Source organism: Flavobacterium bomense (assembly GCF_003970355.1).
The window spans coordinates 77,592-96,249 of record NZ_RYDJ01000004.1 but is presented as its reverse complement, the minus strand read 5'-3'; the positions used below and the strand labels follow the sequence as shown (position 1 = coordinate 96,249).

Genomic DNA, 18,658 nt, shown 5'->3' with positions numbered 1-18,658 from the left:
AAGCGGGAACGGATAGCCTGACCCCGCTGTAACACTAGTGAAAGCGGGGTCACGCCCAAATTAAATTTATATTTTGTAGTATTTTAAAGGAACGAACAGCATGCCAAAACATTCTCCATGCTCTTTGCCTAAGTGTTTGTGATGTACTTTATGGGCTTTTCGCAATCCTATTAAATACTTGTTGTTCGTGTTTTTGAACCACTTGAAACGTTGGTGAATTAGGACGTCATGGATCATGAAATAGCAAAGGCCGTAAAACATAATTCCCAGTCCGAGAAAGAATTTATAATTCAGTCCTCCTTCGACACCATAATAGAAAAGCAGGATGCTTGGGATGGCAAAAATGACGAAAAAAATGTCGTTTCGTTCAAAAACATTAGTGTATTTTGGTTGGTGATGATCGGCATGAAAGTACCACATTGAGCCGTGCATAACGAATTTGTGGGTACACCAGGTGACACATTCCATTATTAAAAAAGTACCTATAAATATCAAAAAAAATATCATTTTATTCTATGTTTAATTAAAAAATATTTAAAAACAAGCTGTAACTTAAACTAACTTCAATTTATAAGAGACAAAAGATTTTGCCAGTAATCCGGCTTTGGTGTAGTTAGAAACTCGGATTCTTGCACTTCCAATTTCATGACACGGAGTGTTTTCTAGCTTTTTTAATAGTTTTTTGTAGTACACAAAAGCGGTGTATACGCCAAACTTAGCTTCAATAGGAAGTTTTACAATTCCTTCATAGGCTACTTTAAAATCTGCTTCAATTTCATTAATGATAGCCGCTTTAGCATTTTCATCGAAGGAATTTAAATCGACTCCTGGGAAATAATTCCGGTTCAGGACAAGATTATCGTCTTTTAAATCCCGAAGAAAATTCACTTTCTGGAACGCAGATCCCAGTCGCATGGCTTCGTTTTTCAGTTGCTCATATCGTTTGTGATCTCCGGCAACAAAAACCTTGAGACACATAAGACCCACCACATCAGCCGATCCATAAATGTAATCATCATACTCTGCTTTACTGTGATAATCCGATTTGATTAAATCTAATTTCATGCTTTTTAAAAATGCCTGAATGAGATCATCAGAGATGTTGTATTTCTTCACCGTTTGCTGAAAAGAATTTAAGATGGGATTTAAACTAATCCCTCTGTCAATCGCTTTGTAGTATTCATCCTCAAACTCAGTGATTAAAATTTCTTTGTCAAAACCATGAAAAGTGTCGACAATTTCATCCGCAAAACGGACAAAACCATAAATACTATAAATGGCATCCCTAATACTGGGCGAGAGCATATAAACCGCCATAGAGAAAGAGGTACTGTAGTTTTTAGTGACTAATTTGCTACATTTAAAAGATACATCATCAAATAATTGTTTCATAATTGTTGTGCTAAAAATTGTTTATTAATTAACTCCGACACTAATTTTCCGGAAATCAATGCTGGTGGAACACCTGGTCCGGGCACGGTCAATTGACCGGTAAAATATAAATTTTTCACTTTCTTGCTCTTTAACTTAGGTCTCAAAAAGGCAGTTTGCAATAATGTATTTGCCATTCCATAGGCATTTCCTTTGTATGAATTGTATTCTGATACAAAATCATTTTTACAAAAGGATTGTTTAAATAGTATAGTATTGCGTACTTTTTGTTGTGTTAAAGTTTCGAAACGATCCATTATTTTTTCAAAGTATTCTTCTCGGAGTGCTTCAGTATCGTTGATTCCGGGAGCTAAAGGTATTAGAAAAAACCCTGATTCCATTCCTTCCGGAGCTGCAGTTTCATCTGTCACTGATGGAAAATTAGCATAAAATAAGGGTTCTTTTGGCCACTGTGGTTCATCATAAATGTCTTTGGCATGCTGATAAAAATCAACATCAAAGAATAAGGCATGATGTGAAATGTTTTTTATTTTTTTATTGAAACCAACATAAAACAATAATGATGATGGTGCAAAAACGCGACTGTCCCAATATTTTTCAGAATAAGTACGGTGCTCCATATCCAATAATGTTTCCGTGTGATGGTAATCGGCTCCGCTTAGAATTACATCAGAGGTAATGATTTCTCCATTTACCTGAATTGATTTGGCTGTTTTATGCACTACGATGATTTTTTCGATGTTGGAATTCATTTGAAATTTCACTCCCAACTCTCTTGCTAAACTTTCTATACCCCGAACTACATCAAACATTCCTGTTTTAGGATGCCAAGTTCCCAGACCAAAATCAGCATAATTCATGAAACTGTAAAATGACGGAGTATCAGATGGCTTAGCTCCAAGAAATAAAACCGGAAATTCCAGAATTTGAATCAATCTTTCGTTTTTGAATTTCTTGCGAACATCTTTACTGATAGTACTAAAAAACTGACCCACTTTCATGGCTGTTTCTGCTGTTATTAATTCCAGTGGAGAAATCCCGGGGCGATACACTAAATCTTTGATGGCGATGTCATAATTACTTTTGGCCTCAGCCATAAATTCGTTTAACAGGCTGCCGCTTCCTTTTTCGATGGCTTCAAAAGCGATTGTAATATCCCTTAAATTATCTGCTATGGTAATAAAATCATCAATTCCATAGTACACGCGGTAGGCTGGTGCTAATTTAATTAATTCGTAATAATCAGTGGTTTTCTTTCCAAAATCAGCAAAGAAGCGATCGAATACGTCTGGCATCCAGTACCAACTTGGTCCCATATCAAAGGTGAAACCTTCTTTTTTTAATTGTCGTGCTCTCCCTCCAGTTGTTGCATTTTTCTCATACACAGTCACATCGTGACCACTTTTTGCTAAATAGCAGGAAGCGGCTAAAGCCGAGAATCCAGAACCTATAATTGTAATTTTTTTTATATTCTTCATTTGTTTAGCAAATATACAAAATGTTTAAACAAAAAACAACTAGATCCAATCTACCAATTCAGTAATTGAACTAAAAAGAGTAATTCGATCTGAAAGTTCCTCTTCTTTTATAAACTCAATCATACGACCAATATACCATAATTCAGTCGTATCATCCACCAACTCATCGGACATTTTTTGAATGTATCCATCGAGTTGACATCTTTCTGGTTGTACTGTAAGGTAGGAAACAAAAATAATGGAATCAAAATGTTTTTTCAAGTCTTTCAGATTTTCAATAGGCATACTTTCTCCTAAATAAATAGTTTTGTAGCCATGCAATAAAATCTCATAATTCAGGTACATCAGACCTAATTCATGAATTTCATTCATAGGAAGTGACAGGACAAAAACTTTATCTACTTTTGTTTGCTTTAAAACTTGAAGTTTTTCGGTGTTAACTAATAATTTTTGTTTAATTAAGTAGCTGATAAAATGCTCGTGGGCTGGAGTTATCGTGTCCGATTGCCATAATAATCCCAGTTCATTCATTAATGGTATAAAGACTTGATGAAATACTTCCTTAAATGATTTTTCTGCAATTAACCAATTATAAGTATTAAAAAACAGCTCCTGATCAAAATTCATCATGGCCATTTTAAATTCACTTATGGCATGACTTTTTGCTGTTTTGCTCGAAATTATTTCACGTACTAAAGAGGGTATTTTTTCTTGAGGATAGGTTGCTATTTTTGAGATTTTATAGCCATAATCGTGTAACAATGTAATATTTAACAGTTTTTGCAAACTCACTAAATCATACAATCTAATATTAGTGTCGGTACGCATGGGTTGCAAAATATTGTATCTTTTTTCCCAGATTCGTATGGTGTGCGCTTTTATACCTGAAAGATTTTCAAGATCTTTTATACTGAACACATTTTTTACATTGTTTATCATTTATCGAAATTTAATGAACAAATGTAAAATAAATTTAATTATAAACTCTTATGATCACACCGAAACTTTTTTTAAACTCAAAACACCCCAAGATTCTATAAAACGGTACACTGCTGAAACTGATTATTTCTCGAATGCTACTAGCTGATTATAAAACTAATACACACTTTTTTTGGGATTAAACATTGAATAGCAAATAATCAATCCCTTTTAATAATAATAATAAGCCGCAGTTTGCTTCTTATTAAATGGCTGCACTTAAAATTACTTTCTGATTTTCAACTATTTTCAAAAGAAAAACAGCACTAAAAAAAGCTTTAGAAAAACTACTGCTCCATTTTATTCTCTTAAACATAAGAAAAGCCGTGTGAAAATCTGACCTTTTTCGCAACTTTTCTTAATAATGATTCCTATTATTTATTAAATTTATTTTTTTATGATTGTTCGGGTGATGTCGTCCTGATTATAGACCGTAATAAAATACATCTCACTAGAATAAGAACTTAAAACCATACTTGCCGCTTCCAAAGTTACTTTGATCTCTTGAACTAAAGCGCCTAACATATTAATACTTTAATGCCTCTGATGGGAGTAATACTCTGAATCTTCAAAATAGTAGTGATAGGATTGAGTTAAGAGCCCGTCAGCGGTGGCAGCTACCCAACTTGAAGCTAAATTATTATCCAGAGTGGTACTTATTAATTCGAGGTAACTTCCTCGACCTTCAGGAGCTAATGGACAAGACACGGAATCAAAATATTCTACTGAATCAATTTTAAATAAGTAATAACCATGGTATAATGTCGTATTTTAAAATCAGGATAAAATCATGTAAAAATCTGATTTAAAGCTGTTTTAAAGCTGTTTTACTTAAAGTTAATTCTTTTGACTTTACGACTTTTAAACTTTCGACTTACTTACATGACAAAAAGCGGTTATAAATAAGCTTGACCCTGACCCTAACTAGATCGAGTTTGACTTTAAAATGAATTTGCAAAACTGAAATTAACGCTGTATCTTTACTCTCAAGACTGATGTTTCTCATTAGAAATATTATCTGGTAATAATTCTTTAATATACTAAATTTCAGTGTTTTTACTGATTAATTATTATTTATTGTATCGATTTTTATTAAAATATATTTTTGTCATGTACTAAAAAATAATAGCTACAATTTAATATCGTATTTTATTAAAACTCTAAATTTCTTTACTACCGATTTCACAGATTAACACAAATTAATTCGTCATTTAGCTTTAAAAATCGTTTTAAACCTTCAAATCTATGACAAAACTCTTTTTAATAATTGCGACAATATATCTTTCATGCTGCTTATTTCAGTATAAAATAACAATCGGACAGGTGAATAAAGCGTAATCTTACGCAAATTTATTTAACACTAGAGTAGCGATATCCTTTTTTTAAACCGTTCCGGTGCATTCGTATTTTTTCTTAGTAAACCTATTGCATTTTAAAACTTAAAAATGATTGTTTATTCGTTTTAAAAAGTATAAACAACTAATCTTAAAATACTTAGACACCTAAAAACAACTAATTTAAAACACAAAATCATGAGCATACTCACTGACAATGTAATTCCAGGAAATCATGGTAAAATTTTTGGTACCAATGCGATCAAAGATTTAGATTTATTAGAAATTAAAGCAAGTCTGCTGAAGTTAGACGGAATAATAGACGTCCTTTTGAATACTGATCTTTTCCCTAGAGAATTTACAATACACACCTCCAAGATGATTCCTGTAAGTGTTATTCAAGATCAAGTACGATCAGTGGGGTTTCACGCCATCCCAAAAGAAGTATTTGAACTTTAATTTTTAAAGGCAACTTTTAAAAATCAACACTATCTTTAAAAAAATCAATATCATTTGTTTATTTCAAATCTATATCGTAATATTGCAATATAAATATATAACGATGGGAATTACTAAATCAGACCATTTCACAGACGAGCAAAACGAATTGGCAACTTTAGCCAAAGCCATAGGCCATCCTGCACGTATTGCTATTATTCAACACCTCATCAAGGTAGATAGTTGTGTGTGCGGTGATATTGTAAACGAACTGCCTCTAGCCCAGCCTACGGTTTCGCAGCACCTGAAGGAACTTAAAAATGCCGGACTCATAAAAGGCAATTTTGAAGGAAATGCAATTTGTTATTGCCTAAACGAAGAAGGCTTTAATAAAATAAAAGGCTTTTTTCAGCACATCAATACTTATTTAGAAAACAAGAAAAATCAATGCTGTTAATTTTTAAATTACAAAAATAATGAAACTATCCGAAATTAAAAAAGAGTTGATCACATTAGACAATGTTGCTTTTGTATTACCAAACGGAGCCTTTGTTCCTGAACATTTCCATGTAACTGAAGTGGGTTTGATCACTAAAAATTTTATTGACTGCGGTGGAAAAGTTAGAAAAGAAACTGTGGTAAATTTTCAATTATGGGATGCCAATGACTTTGAACACCGCCTAAAACCAAAAAAACTTTTAGAAATTATTGCGCTTTCAGAAAAAATACTGGGCATTGAAGATTATGAAGTAGAAGTCGAATTCCAATCAGAAACTATTGGGAAATACGACATTAGTTTCAACGGAACAGCATTTACCTTAATCAACAAGCAAACGGCTTGTTTGGCAGAGGATCAATGCGGAATTCTTCCCGAAAAACAAAAAGTAAAATTATCCGAAATTCCAAGTCAAACCAATACTTGCACCCCTGGTGGTGGCTGTTGTTAATTTTAAAACTAAGATATGACATTAATCAAAACAAACTTGTTTCCAGAAATAGAAACACAAATAACTGCCTTTGGTTTTGAAGATATTTCAGTTGAACGCAAAATTATTTTGCAACCGCTAATTGACTTTATTCAGACAAAAGTAGCCCATCAACAAGAGATCAGATTGAATTTGATTTGCACACACAATTCCAGAAGAAGTCATCTGGCACAAGTTTGGGCACAAACAGCCGCAGCACATTTCAATGTAAAAAATGTATTTTGCTATTCTGGTGGGACCGAAGCAACTGCTTTATTTCCTATGGTTGCCCAAACTTTAGTACAATCAGGATTCAAAATCAAAGCAATCACAGCAGGAAATAATCCCATTTACAGCATAAAATATGGAGAAAATGAGCCTCCTATTATTGGTTTTTCCAAGACCTACGATGATGATTTTAATCCGAAAAATGAATTTGCAGCGATTATGACTTGCTCTCAAGCAGATGGAGGCTGTCCTTTTATCGCTGGTGCTGAAAAACGTATCCCAATTACTTTTGAAGATCCAAAAGCATTTGACAACACTCCGCAACAAGCCGAAAAATATCAGGAGCGAAGTTTACAGATTGCCACCGAAATGTTTTATGTCTTCTCCCAAATAAAATTATAAATATGTCAGCATCTACTTGTTTTCCCGCAGCAGAAAGAAAAAAACTAGGTTTCCTAGATCGATTTTTAACCCTTTGGATCTTCCTTGCAATGGCACTTGGTGTTGCTGTAGGGAATTTCATCCCTTCCAGTGGAAATTTTATCAACTCTTTTTCCAGCGGAACAACTAATATCCCACTCGCCATTGGTTTAATCTTAATGATGTATCCGCCATTAGCCAAAGTGAATTATAGTAAAATGGGGGACGTATTCCAAAACACCAAAGTATTGGGTGCTTCCCTGTTCCTGAATTGGGTGGTAGGCCCAATCCTCATGTTTTCATTAGCCTTACTTTTCCTAAATGGATATCCGGAATACATGATTGGAGTCATCTTGATCGGATTAGCCCGATGCATTGCGATGGTAGTGGTTTGGAATGATCTGGCCGACGGTAATAGAGAATATGCCGCTGGATTAATCGCTTTGAATAGTATTTTTCAGGTATTGCTTTACAGCGTATATGCGTATGTTTTCATAACCATTTTGCCACCGTATTTTGGCTATACCGGTTTTGATGTGACGATAGGTATTGGTCAAATTGCAGAAAGCGTAGGTATTTATTTAGGAATTCCATTTGCTTTGGGAATAATCAGCCGGTATGGTCTTATAAAACTCAAAGGCGAAACTTGGTTTCAAAACAAGTATATACCTTTTATTTCTCCTATTACTTTAGTGGCCTTGTTATTTACCATCATATTAATGTTTAGTCTGAAGGGCGCATTAATTGTGCAAATCCCCCTGGATGTAGTTCGGATAGCTATTCCTTTAGTTATTTATTTCACCTTAATGTTTGTGATCAGTTTTTTTCTCGGAAAGTATTTTGGTGCTGATTATTCTAAATCTACCGCAATCGCTTTTACGGCAACCGGAAACAATTTTGAATTGGCTATTGCAGTTGCAATTGGCGTTTTTGGAATCAACAGCGGACAAGCATTTGCCGGCGTTATTGGCCCACTGGTCGAAGTTCCGGCGCTAATTGCATTGGTAAACGTCGCTTTTTGGTTTAGAAAAAAATATTATACAAAACCCGAATTAGACCCAAAAACTGGAACCTCTTAAATGTTCCGCTACTAGAGAACTCAACTATTTTATTACAGACTCTCTTTTGTTTTAAACTTGTTTTAAAACAGTAAATCTGTGGAGATCTAAAAAACTAAAATAGAATTTAATCCAGATTCAAAACAGAATGAATGAAATTAAAGAGGTCATTATCATTGGTGGTGGACAAAGCGGATTGGCTTGCGGATATTATTTAAAACGCAATAAATTAAACGTTTTTCTCCTGGATAAAGAAGAAAAATGCGGTGGTACCTGGCAACATGTTGGGGATAGCCTAACGCTTTTTTCTCCTGCCGAACACAATTCATTGCCCGGCTGGTTGATGCCAAAAAATCTAAAACTGATTTCGGGCTTTTTTATACACGCTAAAAAAAATTATTCTGCAGGAATAACCAGTTCTGAGGTAATGGCTTCTAAAACTTCAAAAGCAGTTTCTGCCATTTTATTTCCTTTGGTGTCTAATAATGGGTTAATCTCGACAAATTCGATACAAACTACTTTTTTGGTTTGAACAATTTGTTTGATGATCGCTATTACTTCATACTGATCAAAACCTTTGGAAACCGGTGTTCCAGTCCCGTAAGAAATCATATCACAATCCATAGAATCCACATCAAAAGAAACATATAGCACTTCACAATGCGATAGTTTAGTTAATGCTTCCGCGACACACTTTCGTAAACCGCGATACCGCACTTCATCAACTTTATAATTTTTGATTTGCAATTTTTCAATTTGCTTATCCTCCTCTTCTTCGGTATCCCGAACGCCAAAATATACCAGGTTTTCTGCCAAAACTTTCGGTCCCTTACAACCTATATTTTTCATGTCTTCCCAGTGCTGTTGGGTTTCCGGAGGCACTTCGTTATTCTGGCAACTCAAATTATCATCCGCAAGAGCCGCAGATAGTGGCATTCCATGAATATTACCGGATGGCGAAGTGTAAGGTGAATGCAAATCCGCATGGGCATCAATCCAAAACACCCCGATATTTTGTTCCGGAAAAGCTGCTTTTATACCACTTAATGTTCCTAATGCCGAAGAATGATCACCTGATAAAACAATTGGAAAATAATTTCCTGCTAAATTTTTCTGTACTGCATTACAAACTCTGGTGCATTGCTCCACTACATGCTCAATTCGTTTAGCCGAAGAACTTCGGTTTTTATCATATATGGATTCGTTGTGCGTTTTGACATCTTCAAACTCAAACTGATTAAAATAATCACTGTTTTGATTGATTGCCGCAATTTCGATAGCATCAATCCCTAAGTCGGATCCTCGTGTACCAGCACCTATATCGGATCTGTTCTTTATTAATTTTATAGATTTTCCCATTGTACTTAAAATTATTTGAAATCGTTTAGAGCTCGCTCAATTATACCCAAACATTCCTGTATTTGAGGTTCTGAAATTACTAATGGTGGTGCAAATCGAATTTTGTTGCCGTGTGTTGGTTTTGCCAATAATCCATAATCTCTAAATTTCATACAAATATTCCAGGCCAAATCAGATTCTTCGTCACTATTGATAACTATGGCGTTCAGTAATCCTTTTCCTCTGACCAACGTAATTAATGGGTTTCTGGAAGCAATCTCGTTAAGTCCTGTTCTTAAAACTTCGCCTAAGTACGCTGCATTTTGTGCTAAATTTTCTTCTTTCACTACTTCCAGTGCAGCAATAGCCACAGCCGCTGCAACAGGATTTCCTCCAAAAGTGGAACCGTGTTGTCCTGGTTTAATCACATTCATAATGGGATCATTCGCTAAAACTGCCGAAACTGGGTACACACCGCCCGAAATAGCTTTTCCTAGAATAAGGATATCTGGTTTTACTTCCGGTCTGCCTTCACATCCTTTTTTACAGTCACAATTTCCGCAAGTTGCTAATAATCTTCCCGTGCGTGCAATTCCTGTTTGCACTTCATCCGCGATAAATAGAACGTTATGTGCTTCACAAAGCGCTTTTGTTTTTGCTAAATATCCTTCGGCAGGAACATACACTCCCGCTTCTCCTTGAATTGGTTCCACTAAAAATCCAGCAATATTTGGGGTTGATTTTAATACGTTTTCTAGGGCGTCAACATCATCGTACGGAATTTTAATAAATCCAGCAGTGAATGGTCCAAAGTTTTTACGGGCACTCTCATCATTCGAAAATGAAATGATTGTTGTTGTTCTTCCGTGAAAATTGTTTTCACAAACAATGATTTGTGCTTGATTTTCAGGAATTCCTTTTATCTCATAGGCCCATTTTCTACACAATTTCAAAGCAGTTTCCACTGCTTCAGCACCTGTATTCATGGGCAACACTTTATCAAAACCAAAATACTTAGTCACATATTCCTCAAAAGGTCCTAGTTGATCATTATGAAAAGCACGTGAAGTTAAGGTCAATGTTTGTGCTTGTTTTATCATTGCATCCACAATTTTTGGATGACAATGCCCTTGGTTTACGGCAGAATAGGCCGATAAAAAATCATAATATTTTTTTCCGTCTACATCCCAGACATAAACCCCTTCGCCTCTTTCTAAAACCACAGGTAAAGGATGGTAATTGTGTGCTCCGTATTGATTTTCTTTAGCTATTAACGCTTCCGATTTTGAAGAAAGGTTTTGTTCTGTGTGTGTCATGATATTCCTATTTTGATATTACAAAGTACAAAACTACAGATTTTTTTTAAATTGACAATAAAAATAAATATTTTGACTTTTTTAAAAGTATTATTTTAAATAAATTACTTAATTTACATGAAAAAAAGTCATTTTTTAAATATAAAATTCAAATAATAGAACTATTCCCATATAAATAAAAATAAGTACTTTTATACAAACACAAAAGCATCATTTATAAGTAAACCAACATGGATATACTAGACGAGTTTGATATCAACATTATCAAAGAATTAGAGAAAGACGGAAGAATGGCGTATTCTGCTATTGCAGCCAATCTAAAAATATCAAATACAATGGTGCATCAGCGCATGAACAGATTAACAGAACAAGGAATACTTATCGGAATAAAACCGGTCATCAATGAAAAGAAAATTGGATATGATTGGGGATCATTCACAGGAATTACCTTGAATAAAGACCAAGATTCTGACCGGATTATTGAGGAACTGAAAAACATTCCAGAAATAACGGAATGCTATTATATCACCGGATCTTTTACCCTTTATATAAAAATAATTGCCAAAAATCATGAGCACATGCGTAAAGTTCTGTATGAAAAAATAGACACTATTCCGGGTATTGCCAAAACAGATTCCATAATCGAACTGGGGTGTGCATTTAAACGAAACGTAAGTCTCTAATTAAAATTCAATAATAATGACGTATTTCAAGAACCATTTACCCCTTGCAGTTTTAATTTTTTGTTTTAGTTGCTCCCTGTTTTCACAAAAGATATCAAACCAAGAACTAGAAAGACTAAAAAAAATGTCGCAACAAGTCACTATTATCAGAGACAATTGGGGAATTGCGCATGTGTATGGCAAAACGGATGCAGATGCCGTTTTTGGAATGCTGTACGCACAATGTGAAGACGATTTCAAACGGGTAGAAATGAATTACATTGAAAAACTGGGCCGTCTTTCCGAAATCAAAGGACAGTCCGTTTTGTACAATGATTTAGAAATTAAACTTTTAATCGATACCGAAGATGCTAAAAACGATTATAAAAAAGCAGCGCCTTGGTTGAAAAAATTATTAAACAGTTATGCGGACGGGATCAACTTTTATCTATACAATCACCCCGAAGTAAAACCCGCTTTATTAACTCATTTTGAGCCTTGGTTTCCATTGCTTTGGACTGACGGAAGTATTGGAGCCATAAGCACAGCTGATCTTTCTACTGGAGAATTGAAAGCTTTTTATTCGGGAAACACCGATAAAGTAGCCTATATAGAACGAGAAAAAGACGTACAAACGGGTTCTAACGGATTTGCAATTGCACCTTCAAAAACAGCGTCTGGGAATGCCATTTTATACATTAATCCGCATACCACTTTTTATTTCAGGCCAGAAATACAGATGAGCAGTCAAGAAGGGCTGAATGCGTATGGAGCCGTTACTTGGGGACAATTTTTTATTTACCAAGGATTTAACGAAAACTGTGGCTGGATGCATACCTCCTCAAGTGTTGATGTTGCGGATATGTATGCCGAGAAAATCGTGACCAAAAACAACAAACTATTTTACGAATACGATACCAAATTAGTTCCAGTTGTCGAGAAAAAAATAACCATCAAGTATCTGGAAAATGGAAAATTGATTCCTAAAACATTCAATACTTATTATACCAATCACGGTCCAATCATGGCCAAAAGAGACGGGAAATGGATTAGCTTAAAATCCAATAACCGTTCGATGAAAAGTCTGGAACAAAGTTGGATACGAACAAAATCAAAAAGTTTTGAGGACTACAAAACTGCAATGGATTTGAAAGCCAATACCTCAAACAATACTGTTTATGCCGATAAAGAAGGAAACATTGCCTACTGGCATGGGAACTTTGTTCCCATTCGGGACAAAAACCTAAATTGGTCAAAAGTAATGGACGGTACGACACCGGCTACACAATGGAAAGGATTACATGAAGTTTCAGAAACAGTACATTCTTATAATCCTATAAACGGCTGGTTACAAAACTGTAATTCTACACCATATACCGTGGCAGGAGATTATAGTCCAAAAGAAGAAAATTACTTGCCTTATATGGCTCCAGACGGAGAAAGTTTCAGAGGATTAAATGCTGTACGATTATTGAACAAAGGCAATAAATATACACTAGACAAAGTGATTGCTGACGGTTACGACACGAAACTAACGGCTCTCGAAGTGTTAATTCCATCCTTAATTTCCAGTTTTGAGAAAAACATCAGCCCCGAAGATCCGCTTTATACAGAACTGTCAGAACCGATAACCTTATTGAAAAACTGGGATTATTACGCCCGGGAAAATTCTGTGGCTACCACCTTAGCTGTGGAATGGGCTTATAAATTAAACCCCATTATTCAAAAAGTATATATTGATCAGGGCCAAAAGGACCAAGTAGAAAATACCCGTGATTTTGCTAAAAATGCGTTTCCAGATCAACTGATTCCACAATTGCAAATGGTGATAAACGAATTGAAAATAAAATTTGGTACTTGGCAAATTCCTTGGGGCGAAATCAATCGTTTCCAGAGAACATCAGGCGACATAAATCTGGTTTATAGTGATGCTTTGGAAAGTTTACCTATTAGTTATGGACCAGCGCTTTGGGGAAGTTTACCTGCTTTTAAAAGCAATTATCAAAAAGATACCAAAAAACGCTACGGATTTAACGGAAATAGTTTTGTGTGTGCGGTGGAATTTGGACCAAAAATAAAAGCCAAATCGTTACTTGCGGGAGGAAATAGCGGTGATTCAAAATCGAAACATTTTTACGATCAAGCTGAAATGTACCGAAAAGGACAATTCAAAGACGTATTATTTTATAAAGAGGATGTCCAGAAAAATGCCGAAAAAACATATCATCCCGGCGAGTAATCGCTTGTCTGTACGCCATAAGAATTAAAAATTACATCATCAATTAAAAAATCAAAGTCTTAGTTTTAGGATAAATTGATTGAGACATTTGTAAAAATAAAAATATCTAATATGAAAAATATTTTCTTTGCCTTTTTAGGATTCTTTTTGTTTTCCAATGACACATTTGCACAATTAAAATCCGTCAAATACACGGATGGAAACCAACAATTAAATGGCTTGTCTATTGCACCTAAAAAAGGAAGCAAAACAAAACCCGGAATTCTAATCCTTCCCGCTTGGAAAGGAATCGATACACATTCAAAACAATCTGCTGAGAGACTTTCAAGCATGGGCTATTATGCATTTGTAGCAGATATTTATGGCCAAGGGAATTATCCCGTAACCACACAAGAAGCCGGAAAGCAAGCTGGTTTTTACAAAAAAAATGTAGCTGATTATCAAAGACGCATTCAACTTGCTTTAGACCAATTAGTAAAAGCAGGCGCAAATCCTGCCAATATCGTAGTAATAGGCTATTGTTTTGGCGGAACAGGAGCACTGGAAGCCGCAAGAGCGGGAATGAAAATTCAAGGTGCAGTTTCTTTTCACGGAGGTTTAGGACATGATGCCGCAAGGGTAAATAATCCAATCACGGCTGAAATCCTGGTTTTACATGGTGCTGACGACACCTATGTGCCAGCAACGGAAGTATCGTCCTTTCAACAAGAAATGAGAGATACAAAAGCAGAATGGGAAATGATTTATTATGCAAATTCCGTACATGCCTTTACTGAAATTGAAGCTGGTAATGATAATTCAAAAGGAGCAGCGTATAACGAAAAAGCTGCTATACGTTCTTGGGAGCGCATGAATTCTTTCTTAAAAGAAGTTTTAAAATAATTTAGAATTTTTTTTTCAAAAAAAGTATACGTTCCAATTTTTTGTTAATTTTATAAATTAAAATGTACCTGACCGCGCTAATATACCACAATCGTTAGCGCAGTTTTACAAACTGTGCCCACAACAGAGAGCAAACAATGCAAAAAACTATGAGCAATTCAGGGCTTTTTGCTGTTTTTAAAACAAAAAATGTCTGCTAAGAATAAAGCCCTAAAAACCGAAGACCGGATTAGAAAATGAATTAGAATTGGTTTTATTAGATTTATTTTAGTGGCTAATTGGAATTGATACGGTTTTCAAAACTGCGCCAACGATTCTCTGTAAATACTAATGATCTAGTGAACGCTTTTCCTCACTGGCGCTCGTTTATCCATGTTCTTTGGTGCTCGTTTGCAACGAGTACATACTTAAATTAAGACACAAATTATAATATTTATAATGCGGATCGTTAAAAATTTCTTTAAGATTTTTTACAGAATAGATTATATAACTGCGTTACAAAAACTTTATAGTTCACATTAGTGACTAGGCACTAAAGTTTAACGGCACATTGAAAAGGGTACGAAGCCGGAAAATCTCGCACGGCCGTACACGCTTTTTTATTATAATCCTACACTAAAATTTTACTTCATGAAAACGATTTCGTTAAATAGTAACAATCCTTTCATAATTTTGCGATATAATTTCTAATTTTTTAAATTTATCCTTATTTTTTTTTTAATTTGCAATCAAATCCAATATTTTCTATAATGACAAATATCACCCGCCTTTTTGATTTCCCTTATTATCAGCAAGAAAAATACAATTCCATTCCGGATGCTTTAACAACAAAGCAAAATGGAGTTTGGATCAAAACATCTACACAGGAATATATCGCTAAAGCCAATGCCGTTTCGAGAGCACTACTCCGAATGGGTGTTCAAAAAGACGATAAAATTGCTATCATCTCTTCTAATAACAGAACCGAATGGAATATTATGGATATTGGTGTGTTGCAAACCGGCGCACAAACCGTTCCCATTTATCCTACCATTTCAGAAGAAGATTACGAATATATTCTGAACCATTCCGGTTCTATGTACTGTTTCGTATCGGATGCCGAAGTGCTTCGAAAAGTAAACCTCATCAAACATAAAGTTCCTACACTCAAAGAAGTATATTCCTTCAACGAAATAGAAGGTTGCACCAACTGGAATGAATTACTGATTCTTGGCGTAGACAACGGAAACCAAAACGAAGTGGAACAACGCAAAAATAACGTAAAAACTGAAGATTTAGCCACAATAATCTATACTTCCGGAACAACGGGAAGACCAAAAGGAGTCATGCTTTCTCATAAAAACATTGTATCGAATGTTTTAGACAGTGCTTCGAGAATTCCGTTTGAAGCCGGAAAAAGCCGTGCTTTAAGCTTCCTTCCTATTTGCCATATTTTTGAAAGAATGATTTTGTATTTATACCAATATTACGGAGTTTCAGTATATTTTGGCGAATCAATTGATAAAATTAGTGACAATCTAAAAGAAGTAAGACCAACAGTAATTACTGCCGTTCCGAGACTTTTAGAGAAAGTATACGATAAAATATACGCTAAAGGAACTGAGTTAACCGGTGTCAAAAAGAAACTATTTTTTTGGGCGATTGACTTAGGTTTAATCTATGAGCCGTATGGCAAAAATGGTTTTTGGTATGAATTACAACTCAAAATTGCCCGCAAACTGATTTTTAGTAAATGGAAGGAAGGTTTGGGTGGAAACCTCGATTTAATGGTTTCCGGAAGCGCTGCTTTGCAACCAAGACTAGCCCGCATTTTTGCCGCTGCCGAAATCCCAGTTATGGAAGGCTACGGATTGACCGAGACCTCTCCGGTAATCTCTGTAAATGATATTAGAAATGGTGGTTTCAGAGTGGGAACGGTGGGTAAAGTAATTGATAATGTGGAAGTGTTAATTGCTGAAGACGGCGAAATCCTTTGTAAAGGACCAAACGTAATGATGGGCTATTACAAAGATGAGAAATTGACCAATGAAGTAATAACTGACGGCTATTTTCACACTGGTGATATTGGAATTTTTGACGAAGACGGATTCTTAAAAATCACGGATCGTAAGAAAGAAATGTTCAAAACCTCAGGTGGTAAATATATTGCCCCACAATTAATCGAAAATACGATGAAACAATCGCGTTTCATTGAACAAATTATGGTTATTGGTGACGGTCAAAAAATGCCGGCTGCCTTTATTCAGCCGAGTTTTGATTTCATCAAAGAATGGGCCGTTATCCACGGAATCAACATAGGAAAAAGCAATGAAGAAATAATTGCCAACGAAAAAGTAATCGAAAGAATCCAATTGGAAATTGACAATCTGAACGAAAAATTTGGAAATTGGGAGAAGATAAAACGTTTTGAGCTAACGCCAGATTTATGGTCTGTGGAAGGTGGACAGCTTACGCCAACCCTGAAACTAAAACGAAAAATAGTAATGGAAAAATACATTGATTTATTCCATAAAATCTACAACTAGCCGTTATGAAACTAAAAGTCTTGATTTACTCCGTTGTCAGTGTGTTCTTTTTTTCTAATTGTCAGGAAAAACCAAAGGAAGATTCCATAAAAACAAATTATTTAGATTTCTCCAAACGGGACGACCAACTCACAGGCGGCATCAAAATGATTCCGATTCATACGCCAAAAGGCACGTTTAAAGTCTGGACCAAACGAGTGGGCAATAATCCTAAAATAAAGGTGTTGTTGCTGCACGGCGGTCCAGGTTTGACCCATGAATTATACGAGGCCTTTGACGGGTATTTTCCCAACGAAAGCATTGAATACATTTATTACGACCAGTTAGGCTCGTATTACAGCGACCAACCCAACGACAACAGTTTGTGGACTAATGAACGTTTTGTGGAGGAAGTCGAGCAAGTGCGAATCGCATTAGGCTTGGACAGTTCTAATTTTTACCTGATGGGACAATCTTGGGGCGGAATCCTAGCAATGGAATACGCTTTGAAATACCAAAAAAACCTGAAAGGATTAATTATCTCAAATATGATGGCGAGTGCTCAGGAATATAACGCTTACGCAAAAGACGTTCTGGCACCGCAAATGGATTCTAAAATCCTAAAGCAATTACAGGATATCGAAAAAAATAATGATTTTGATAATCCAAAATACAGCGAATTACTTTTCGAACATTACTACACGGAACATATTTTGAGAATGCCACTCAAAGAATGGCCAGAATCCATAAACCGCTGTTTCAAGCACATTAATCCTAATGTATATGTGTTTATGCAAGGCCACAGTGAATTTGGTATCACTGGAAATGCCTCCCTTAAAAATTGGGATGTCAAAGCCAGACTAAAAACTTTGACCGTTCCTACCTTGAGCATTGGTTCTAAATACGACACGATGGATCCCGAACACATGAAATGGATTGCTAACGAAGTCCAAAACGGACGTTTCTTGTTTTGTCCTAACGGAAGTCACCTTTCACAATACGATGACCCAAAAACCTATTTTCCGGGTGTGATTAAGTTCTTGAAAGATGTGGATAAAGGGGAGTTTAAGAAGGGTTAAATAAAAGATACTATAAAAAACCACGAATTGATTTTCGTGGTTTTTTGGTTTTTAGTCGAGAACAATAAACTCAAAAATCAAATTTAACGATAGTAAACTACTTATTACGTAAATCCATAATCCCAACAATTAAATTAAAATCCCCAATCATTCTCCTCAGCAGGATTTGCGTAAGGGATGGAAGTGGCATCCCACGCTTTTTAGCGTGGATACAACGTACAGCCCGACCCGGAGTTTTTACGCAGGGATACGACCAAAAAATTAATTACTCTTAAAAAAAGAGTATAATCTCCTCTATTTCAGTGGAGATTTTTTATATTTAATGCTTTTTAACAAAAAAATGTTTT

At 35.3% G+C, this 18,658-nt stretch carries 17 protein-coding genes and 1 pseudogene; 11 read left to right on the top strand and 7 right to left on the bottom strand.

Annotation, left to right across the window (positions count from 1 at the left end):
* Nucleotides 1–66 precede the first annotated feature (66 nt).
* The 5 genes from EKL98_RS05505 to EKL98_RS17560 all read right to left on the bottom strand — a co-directional run bounded on the left by EKL98_RS05505 (nt 67) and on the right by EKL98_RS17560 (nt 4,373).
* A complete protein-coding gene (locus EKL98_RS05505) occupies nt 67–507 on the bottom strand; it encodes a sterol desaturase family protein (protein WP_126561742.1) in 441 nt (146 codons plus the stop codon).
* A 45-nt stretch (nt 508–552) separates the two neighbouring features.
* Entirely contained in the window at nt 553–1,392 is an 840-nt protein-coding gene (locus tag EKL98_RS05500; RefSeq protein ID WP_126561741.1) for a phytoene/squalene synthase family protein, read from the bottom strand.
* Nucleotides 1,389–2,870, bottom strand: a complete 1,482-nt coding sequence (locus EKL98_RS05495) for a phytoene desaturase family protein (protein WP_126561740.1) — start codon at nt 2,868–2,870, stop codon at nt 1,389–1,391. Before EKL98_RS05495 ends, EKL98_RS05500 begins: the two co-directional genes overlap by 4 nt.
* Nucleotides 2,871–2,909: 39 nt before the next feature.
* On the bottom strand, nt 2,910–3,809 hold the full coding sequence (locus tag EKL98_RS05490) for a MerR family transcriptional regulator (protein ID WP_197037229.1): 900 nt from the start codon (nt 3,807–3,809) through the stop codon (nt 2,910–2,912).
* 426 nt (nt 3,810–4,235) lie between these two features.
* Complete coding sequence (locus EKL98_RS17560; protein ID WP_158614851.1) at nt 4,236–4,373, bottom strand: hypothetical protein; 138 nt, start codon at nt 4,371–4,373, stop codon at nt 4,236–4,238.
* A gap of 1,007 nt (nt 4,374–5,380) precedes the next feature.
* Here EKL98_RS17560 and EKL98_RS05485 point away from each other — a divergent pair.
* The 6 genes and pseudogenes from EKL98_RS05485 to EKL98_RS18540 form a co-directional block, all read left to right on the top strand.
* Nucleotides 5,381–5,641, top strand: coding sequence for a heavy-metal-associated domain-containing protein (locus EKL98_RS05485; RefSeq protein WP_126460711.1), 261 nt, complete (start codon nt 5,381–5,383; stop codon nt 5,639–5,641).
* Nucleotides 5,642–5,744: 103 nt separating this feature from the next.
* Nucleotides 5,745–6,077 carry an ArsR/SmtB family transcription factor gene (locus EKL98_RS05480; protein WP_126460708.1) on the top strand — a complete coding sequence of 111 codons (333 nt, stop codon included), beginning with the start codon at nt 5,745–5,747 and terminating at the stop codon, nt 6,075–6,077.
* A gap of 19 nt (nt 6,078–6,096) precedes the next feature.
* Nucleotides 6,097–6,567, top strand: a complete 471-nt coding sequence (locus tag EKL98_RS05475) for a DUF6428 family protein (protein ID WP_126561739.1) — start codon at nt 6,097–6,099, stop codon at nt 6,565–6,567.
* A gap of 15 nt (nt 6,568–6,582) precedes the next feature.
* Nucleotides 6,583–7,215, top strand: coding sequence for an arsenate-mycothiol transferase ArsC (locus tag EKL98_RS05470; RefSeq protein WP_126556044.1), 633 nt, complete (start codon nt 6,583–6,585; stop codon nt 7,213–7,215).
* Between the two features lie 2 nt (nt 7,216–7,217).
* On the top strand, nt 7,218–8,312 hold the full coding sequence (gene arsB, locus EKL98_RS05465) for an ACR3 family arsenite efflux transporter (protein ID WP_126460699.1): 1,095 nt from the start codon (nt 7,218–7,220) through the stop codon (nt 8,310–8,312).
* Nucleotides 8,313–8,439: 127 nt separating this feature from the next.
* Nucleotides 8,440–8,562 (top strand): annotated as a pseudogene (locus EKL98_RS18540) (FAD-dependent oxidoreductase); the annotation flags it as partial.
* Nucleotides 8,563–8,687: 125 nt separating this feature from the next.
* On the opposite strand, the gene EKL98_RS05455 reads toward EKL98_RS18540, so the two are convergent.
* A complete protein-coding gene (locus tag EKL98_RS05455) occupies nt 8,688–9,650 on the bottom strand; it encodes an arginase (RefSeq protein ID WP_126556039.1) in 963 nt (320 codons plus the stop codon).
* An 11-nt stretch (nt 9,651–9,661) separates the two neighbouring features.
* Nucleotides 9,662–10,945 carry an ornithine--oxo-acid transaminase gene (rocD, locus tag EKL98_RS05450; RefSeq protein WP_126561738.1) on the bottom strand — a complete coding sequence of 428 codons (1,284 nt, stop codon included), beginning with the start codon at nt 10,943–10,945 and terminating at the stop codon, nt 9,662–9,664.
* Nucleotides 10,946–11,175: 230 nt separating this feature from the next.
* On the opposite strand from rocD, the gene EKL98_RS05445 reads away from it, so the two are divergent.
* The 5 genes from EKL98_RS05445 to EKL98_RS05425 all read left to right on the top strand — a co-directional run bounded on the left by EKL98_RS05445 (nt 11,176) and on the right by EKL98_RS05425 (nt 18,311).
* Nucleotides 11,176–11,628, top strand: coding sequence for an Lrp/AsnC family transcriptional regulator (locus tag EKL98_RS05445; RefSeq protein WP_126454003.1), 453 nt, complete (start codon nt 11,176–11,178; stop codon nt 11,626–11,628).
* A 124-nt stretch (nt 11,629–11,752) separates the two neighbouring features.
* Complete coding sequence (locus EKL98_RS05440) at nt 11,753–13,846, top strand: penicillin acylase family protein (RefSeq protein WP_233589310.1); 2,094 nt, start codon at nt 11,753–11,755, stop codon at nt 13,844–13,846.
* A 111-nt stretch (nt 13,847–13,957) separates the two neighbouring features.
* Nucleotides 13,958–14,728, top strand: a complete 771-nt coding sequence (locus EKL98_RS05435; RefSeq protein WP_126561736.1) for a dienelactone hydrolase family protein — start codon at nt 13,958–13,960, stop codon at nt 14,726–14,728.
* Nucleotides 14,729–15,477: 749 nt separating this feature from the next.
* Nucleotides 15,478–17,253 carry an AMP-dependent synthetase/ligase gene (locus EKL98_RS05430; protein WP_126460681.1) on the top strand — a complete coding sequence of 592 codons (1,776 nt, stop codon included), beginning with the start codon at nt 15,478–15,480 and terminating at the stop codon, nt 17,251–17,253.
* Nucleotides 17,254–17,258: 5 nt separating this feature from the next.
* Nucleotides 17,259–18,311: a proline iminopeptidase-family hydrolase gene (locus tag EKL98_RS05425; RefSeq protein ID WP_126561735.1), complete on the top strand. Its 1,053-nt coding sequence runs from the start codon at nt 17,259–17,261 to the stop codon at nt 18,309–18,311.
* Nucleotides 18,312–18,658 lie beyond the last annotated feature (347 nt).

Excerpts from the sequence above, each read along its gene's own strand:
- EKL98_RS17560 (WP_158614851.1), bottom strand. The coding sequence starts at position 4,373 with ATGTTAGGCGCTTTAGTTCAAGAGATCAAAGTAACTTTGGAAGCGGCA.
- EKL98_RS05490 (WP_197037229.1), bottom strand. The coding sequence starts at position 3,809 with ATGATAAACAATGTAAAAAATGTGTTCAGTATAAAAGATCTTGAAAAT.
- EKL98_RS05495 (WP_126561740.1), bottom strand. The coding sequence starts at position 2,870 with ATGAAGAATATAAAAAAAATTACAATTATAGGTTCTGGATTCTCGGCT.
- EKL98_RS05445 (WP_126454003.1), top strand. The coding sequence starts at position 11,176 with ATGGATATACTAGACGAGTTTGATATCAACATTATCAAAGAATTAGAG.
- EKL98_RS05455 (WP_126556039.1), bottom strand. The coding sequence starts at position 9,650 with ATGGGAAAATCTATAAAATTAATAAAGAACAGATCCGATATAGGTGCT.
- rocD (WP_126561738.1), bottom strand. The coding sequence starts at position 10,945 with ATGACACACACAGAACAAAACCTTTCTTCAAAATCGGAAGCGTTAATA.
- EKL98_RS05485 (WP_126460711.1), top strand. The coding sequence starts at position 5,381 with ATGAGCATACTCACTGACAATGTAATTCCAGGAAATCATGGTAAAATT.
- EKL98_RS05505 (WP_126561742.1), bottom strand. The coding sequence starts at position 507 with ATGATATTTTTTTTGATATTTATAGGTACTTTTTTAATAATGGAATGT.
- EKL98_RS05425 (WP_126561735.1), top strand. The coding sequence starts at position 17,259 with ATGAAACTAAAAGTCTTGATTTACTCCGTTGTCAGTGTGTTCTTTTTT.
- EKL98_RS05435 (WP_126561736.1), top strand. The coding sequence starts at position 13,958 with ATGAAAAATATTTTCTTTGCCTTTTTAGGATTCTTTTTGTTTTCCAAT.
- EKL98_RS05440 (WP_233589310.1), top strand. The coding sequence starts at position 11,753 with ATGTCGCAACAAGTCACTATTATCAGAGACAATTGGGGAATTGCGCAT.
- EKL98_RS05470 (WP_126556044.1), top strand. The coding sequence starts at position 6,583 with ATGACATTAATCAAAACAAACTTGTTTCCAGAAATAGAAACACAAATA.
- EKL98_RS05475 (WP_126561739.1), top strand. The coding sequence starts at position 6,097 with ATGAAACTATCCGAAATTAAAAAAGAGTTGATCACATTAGACAATGTT.
- arsB (WP_126460699.1), top strand. The coding sequence starts at position 7,218 with ATGTCAGCATCTACTTGTTTTCCCGCAGCAGAAAGAAAAAAACTAGGT.
- EKL98_RS05430 (WP_126460681.1), top strand. The coding sequence starts at position 15,478 with ATGACAAATATCACCCGCCTTTTTGATTTCCCTTATTATCAGCAAGAA.
- EKL98_RS05480 (WP_126460708.1), top strand. The coding sequence starts at position 5,745 with ATGGGAATTACTAAATCAGACCATTTCACAGACGAGCAAAACGAATTG.
- EKL98_RS05500 (WP_126561741.1), bottom strand. The coding sequence starts at position 1,392 with ATGAAACAATTATTTGATGATGTATCTTTTAAATGTAGCAAATTAGTC.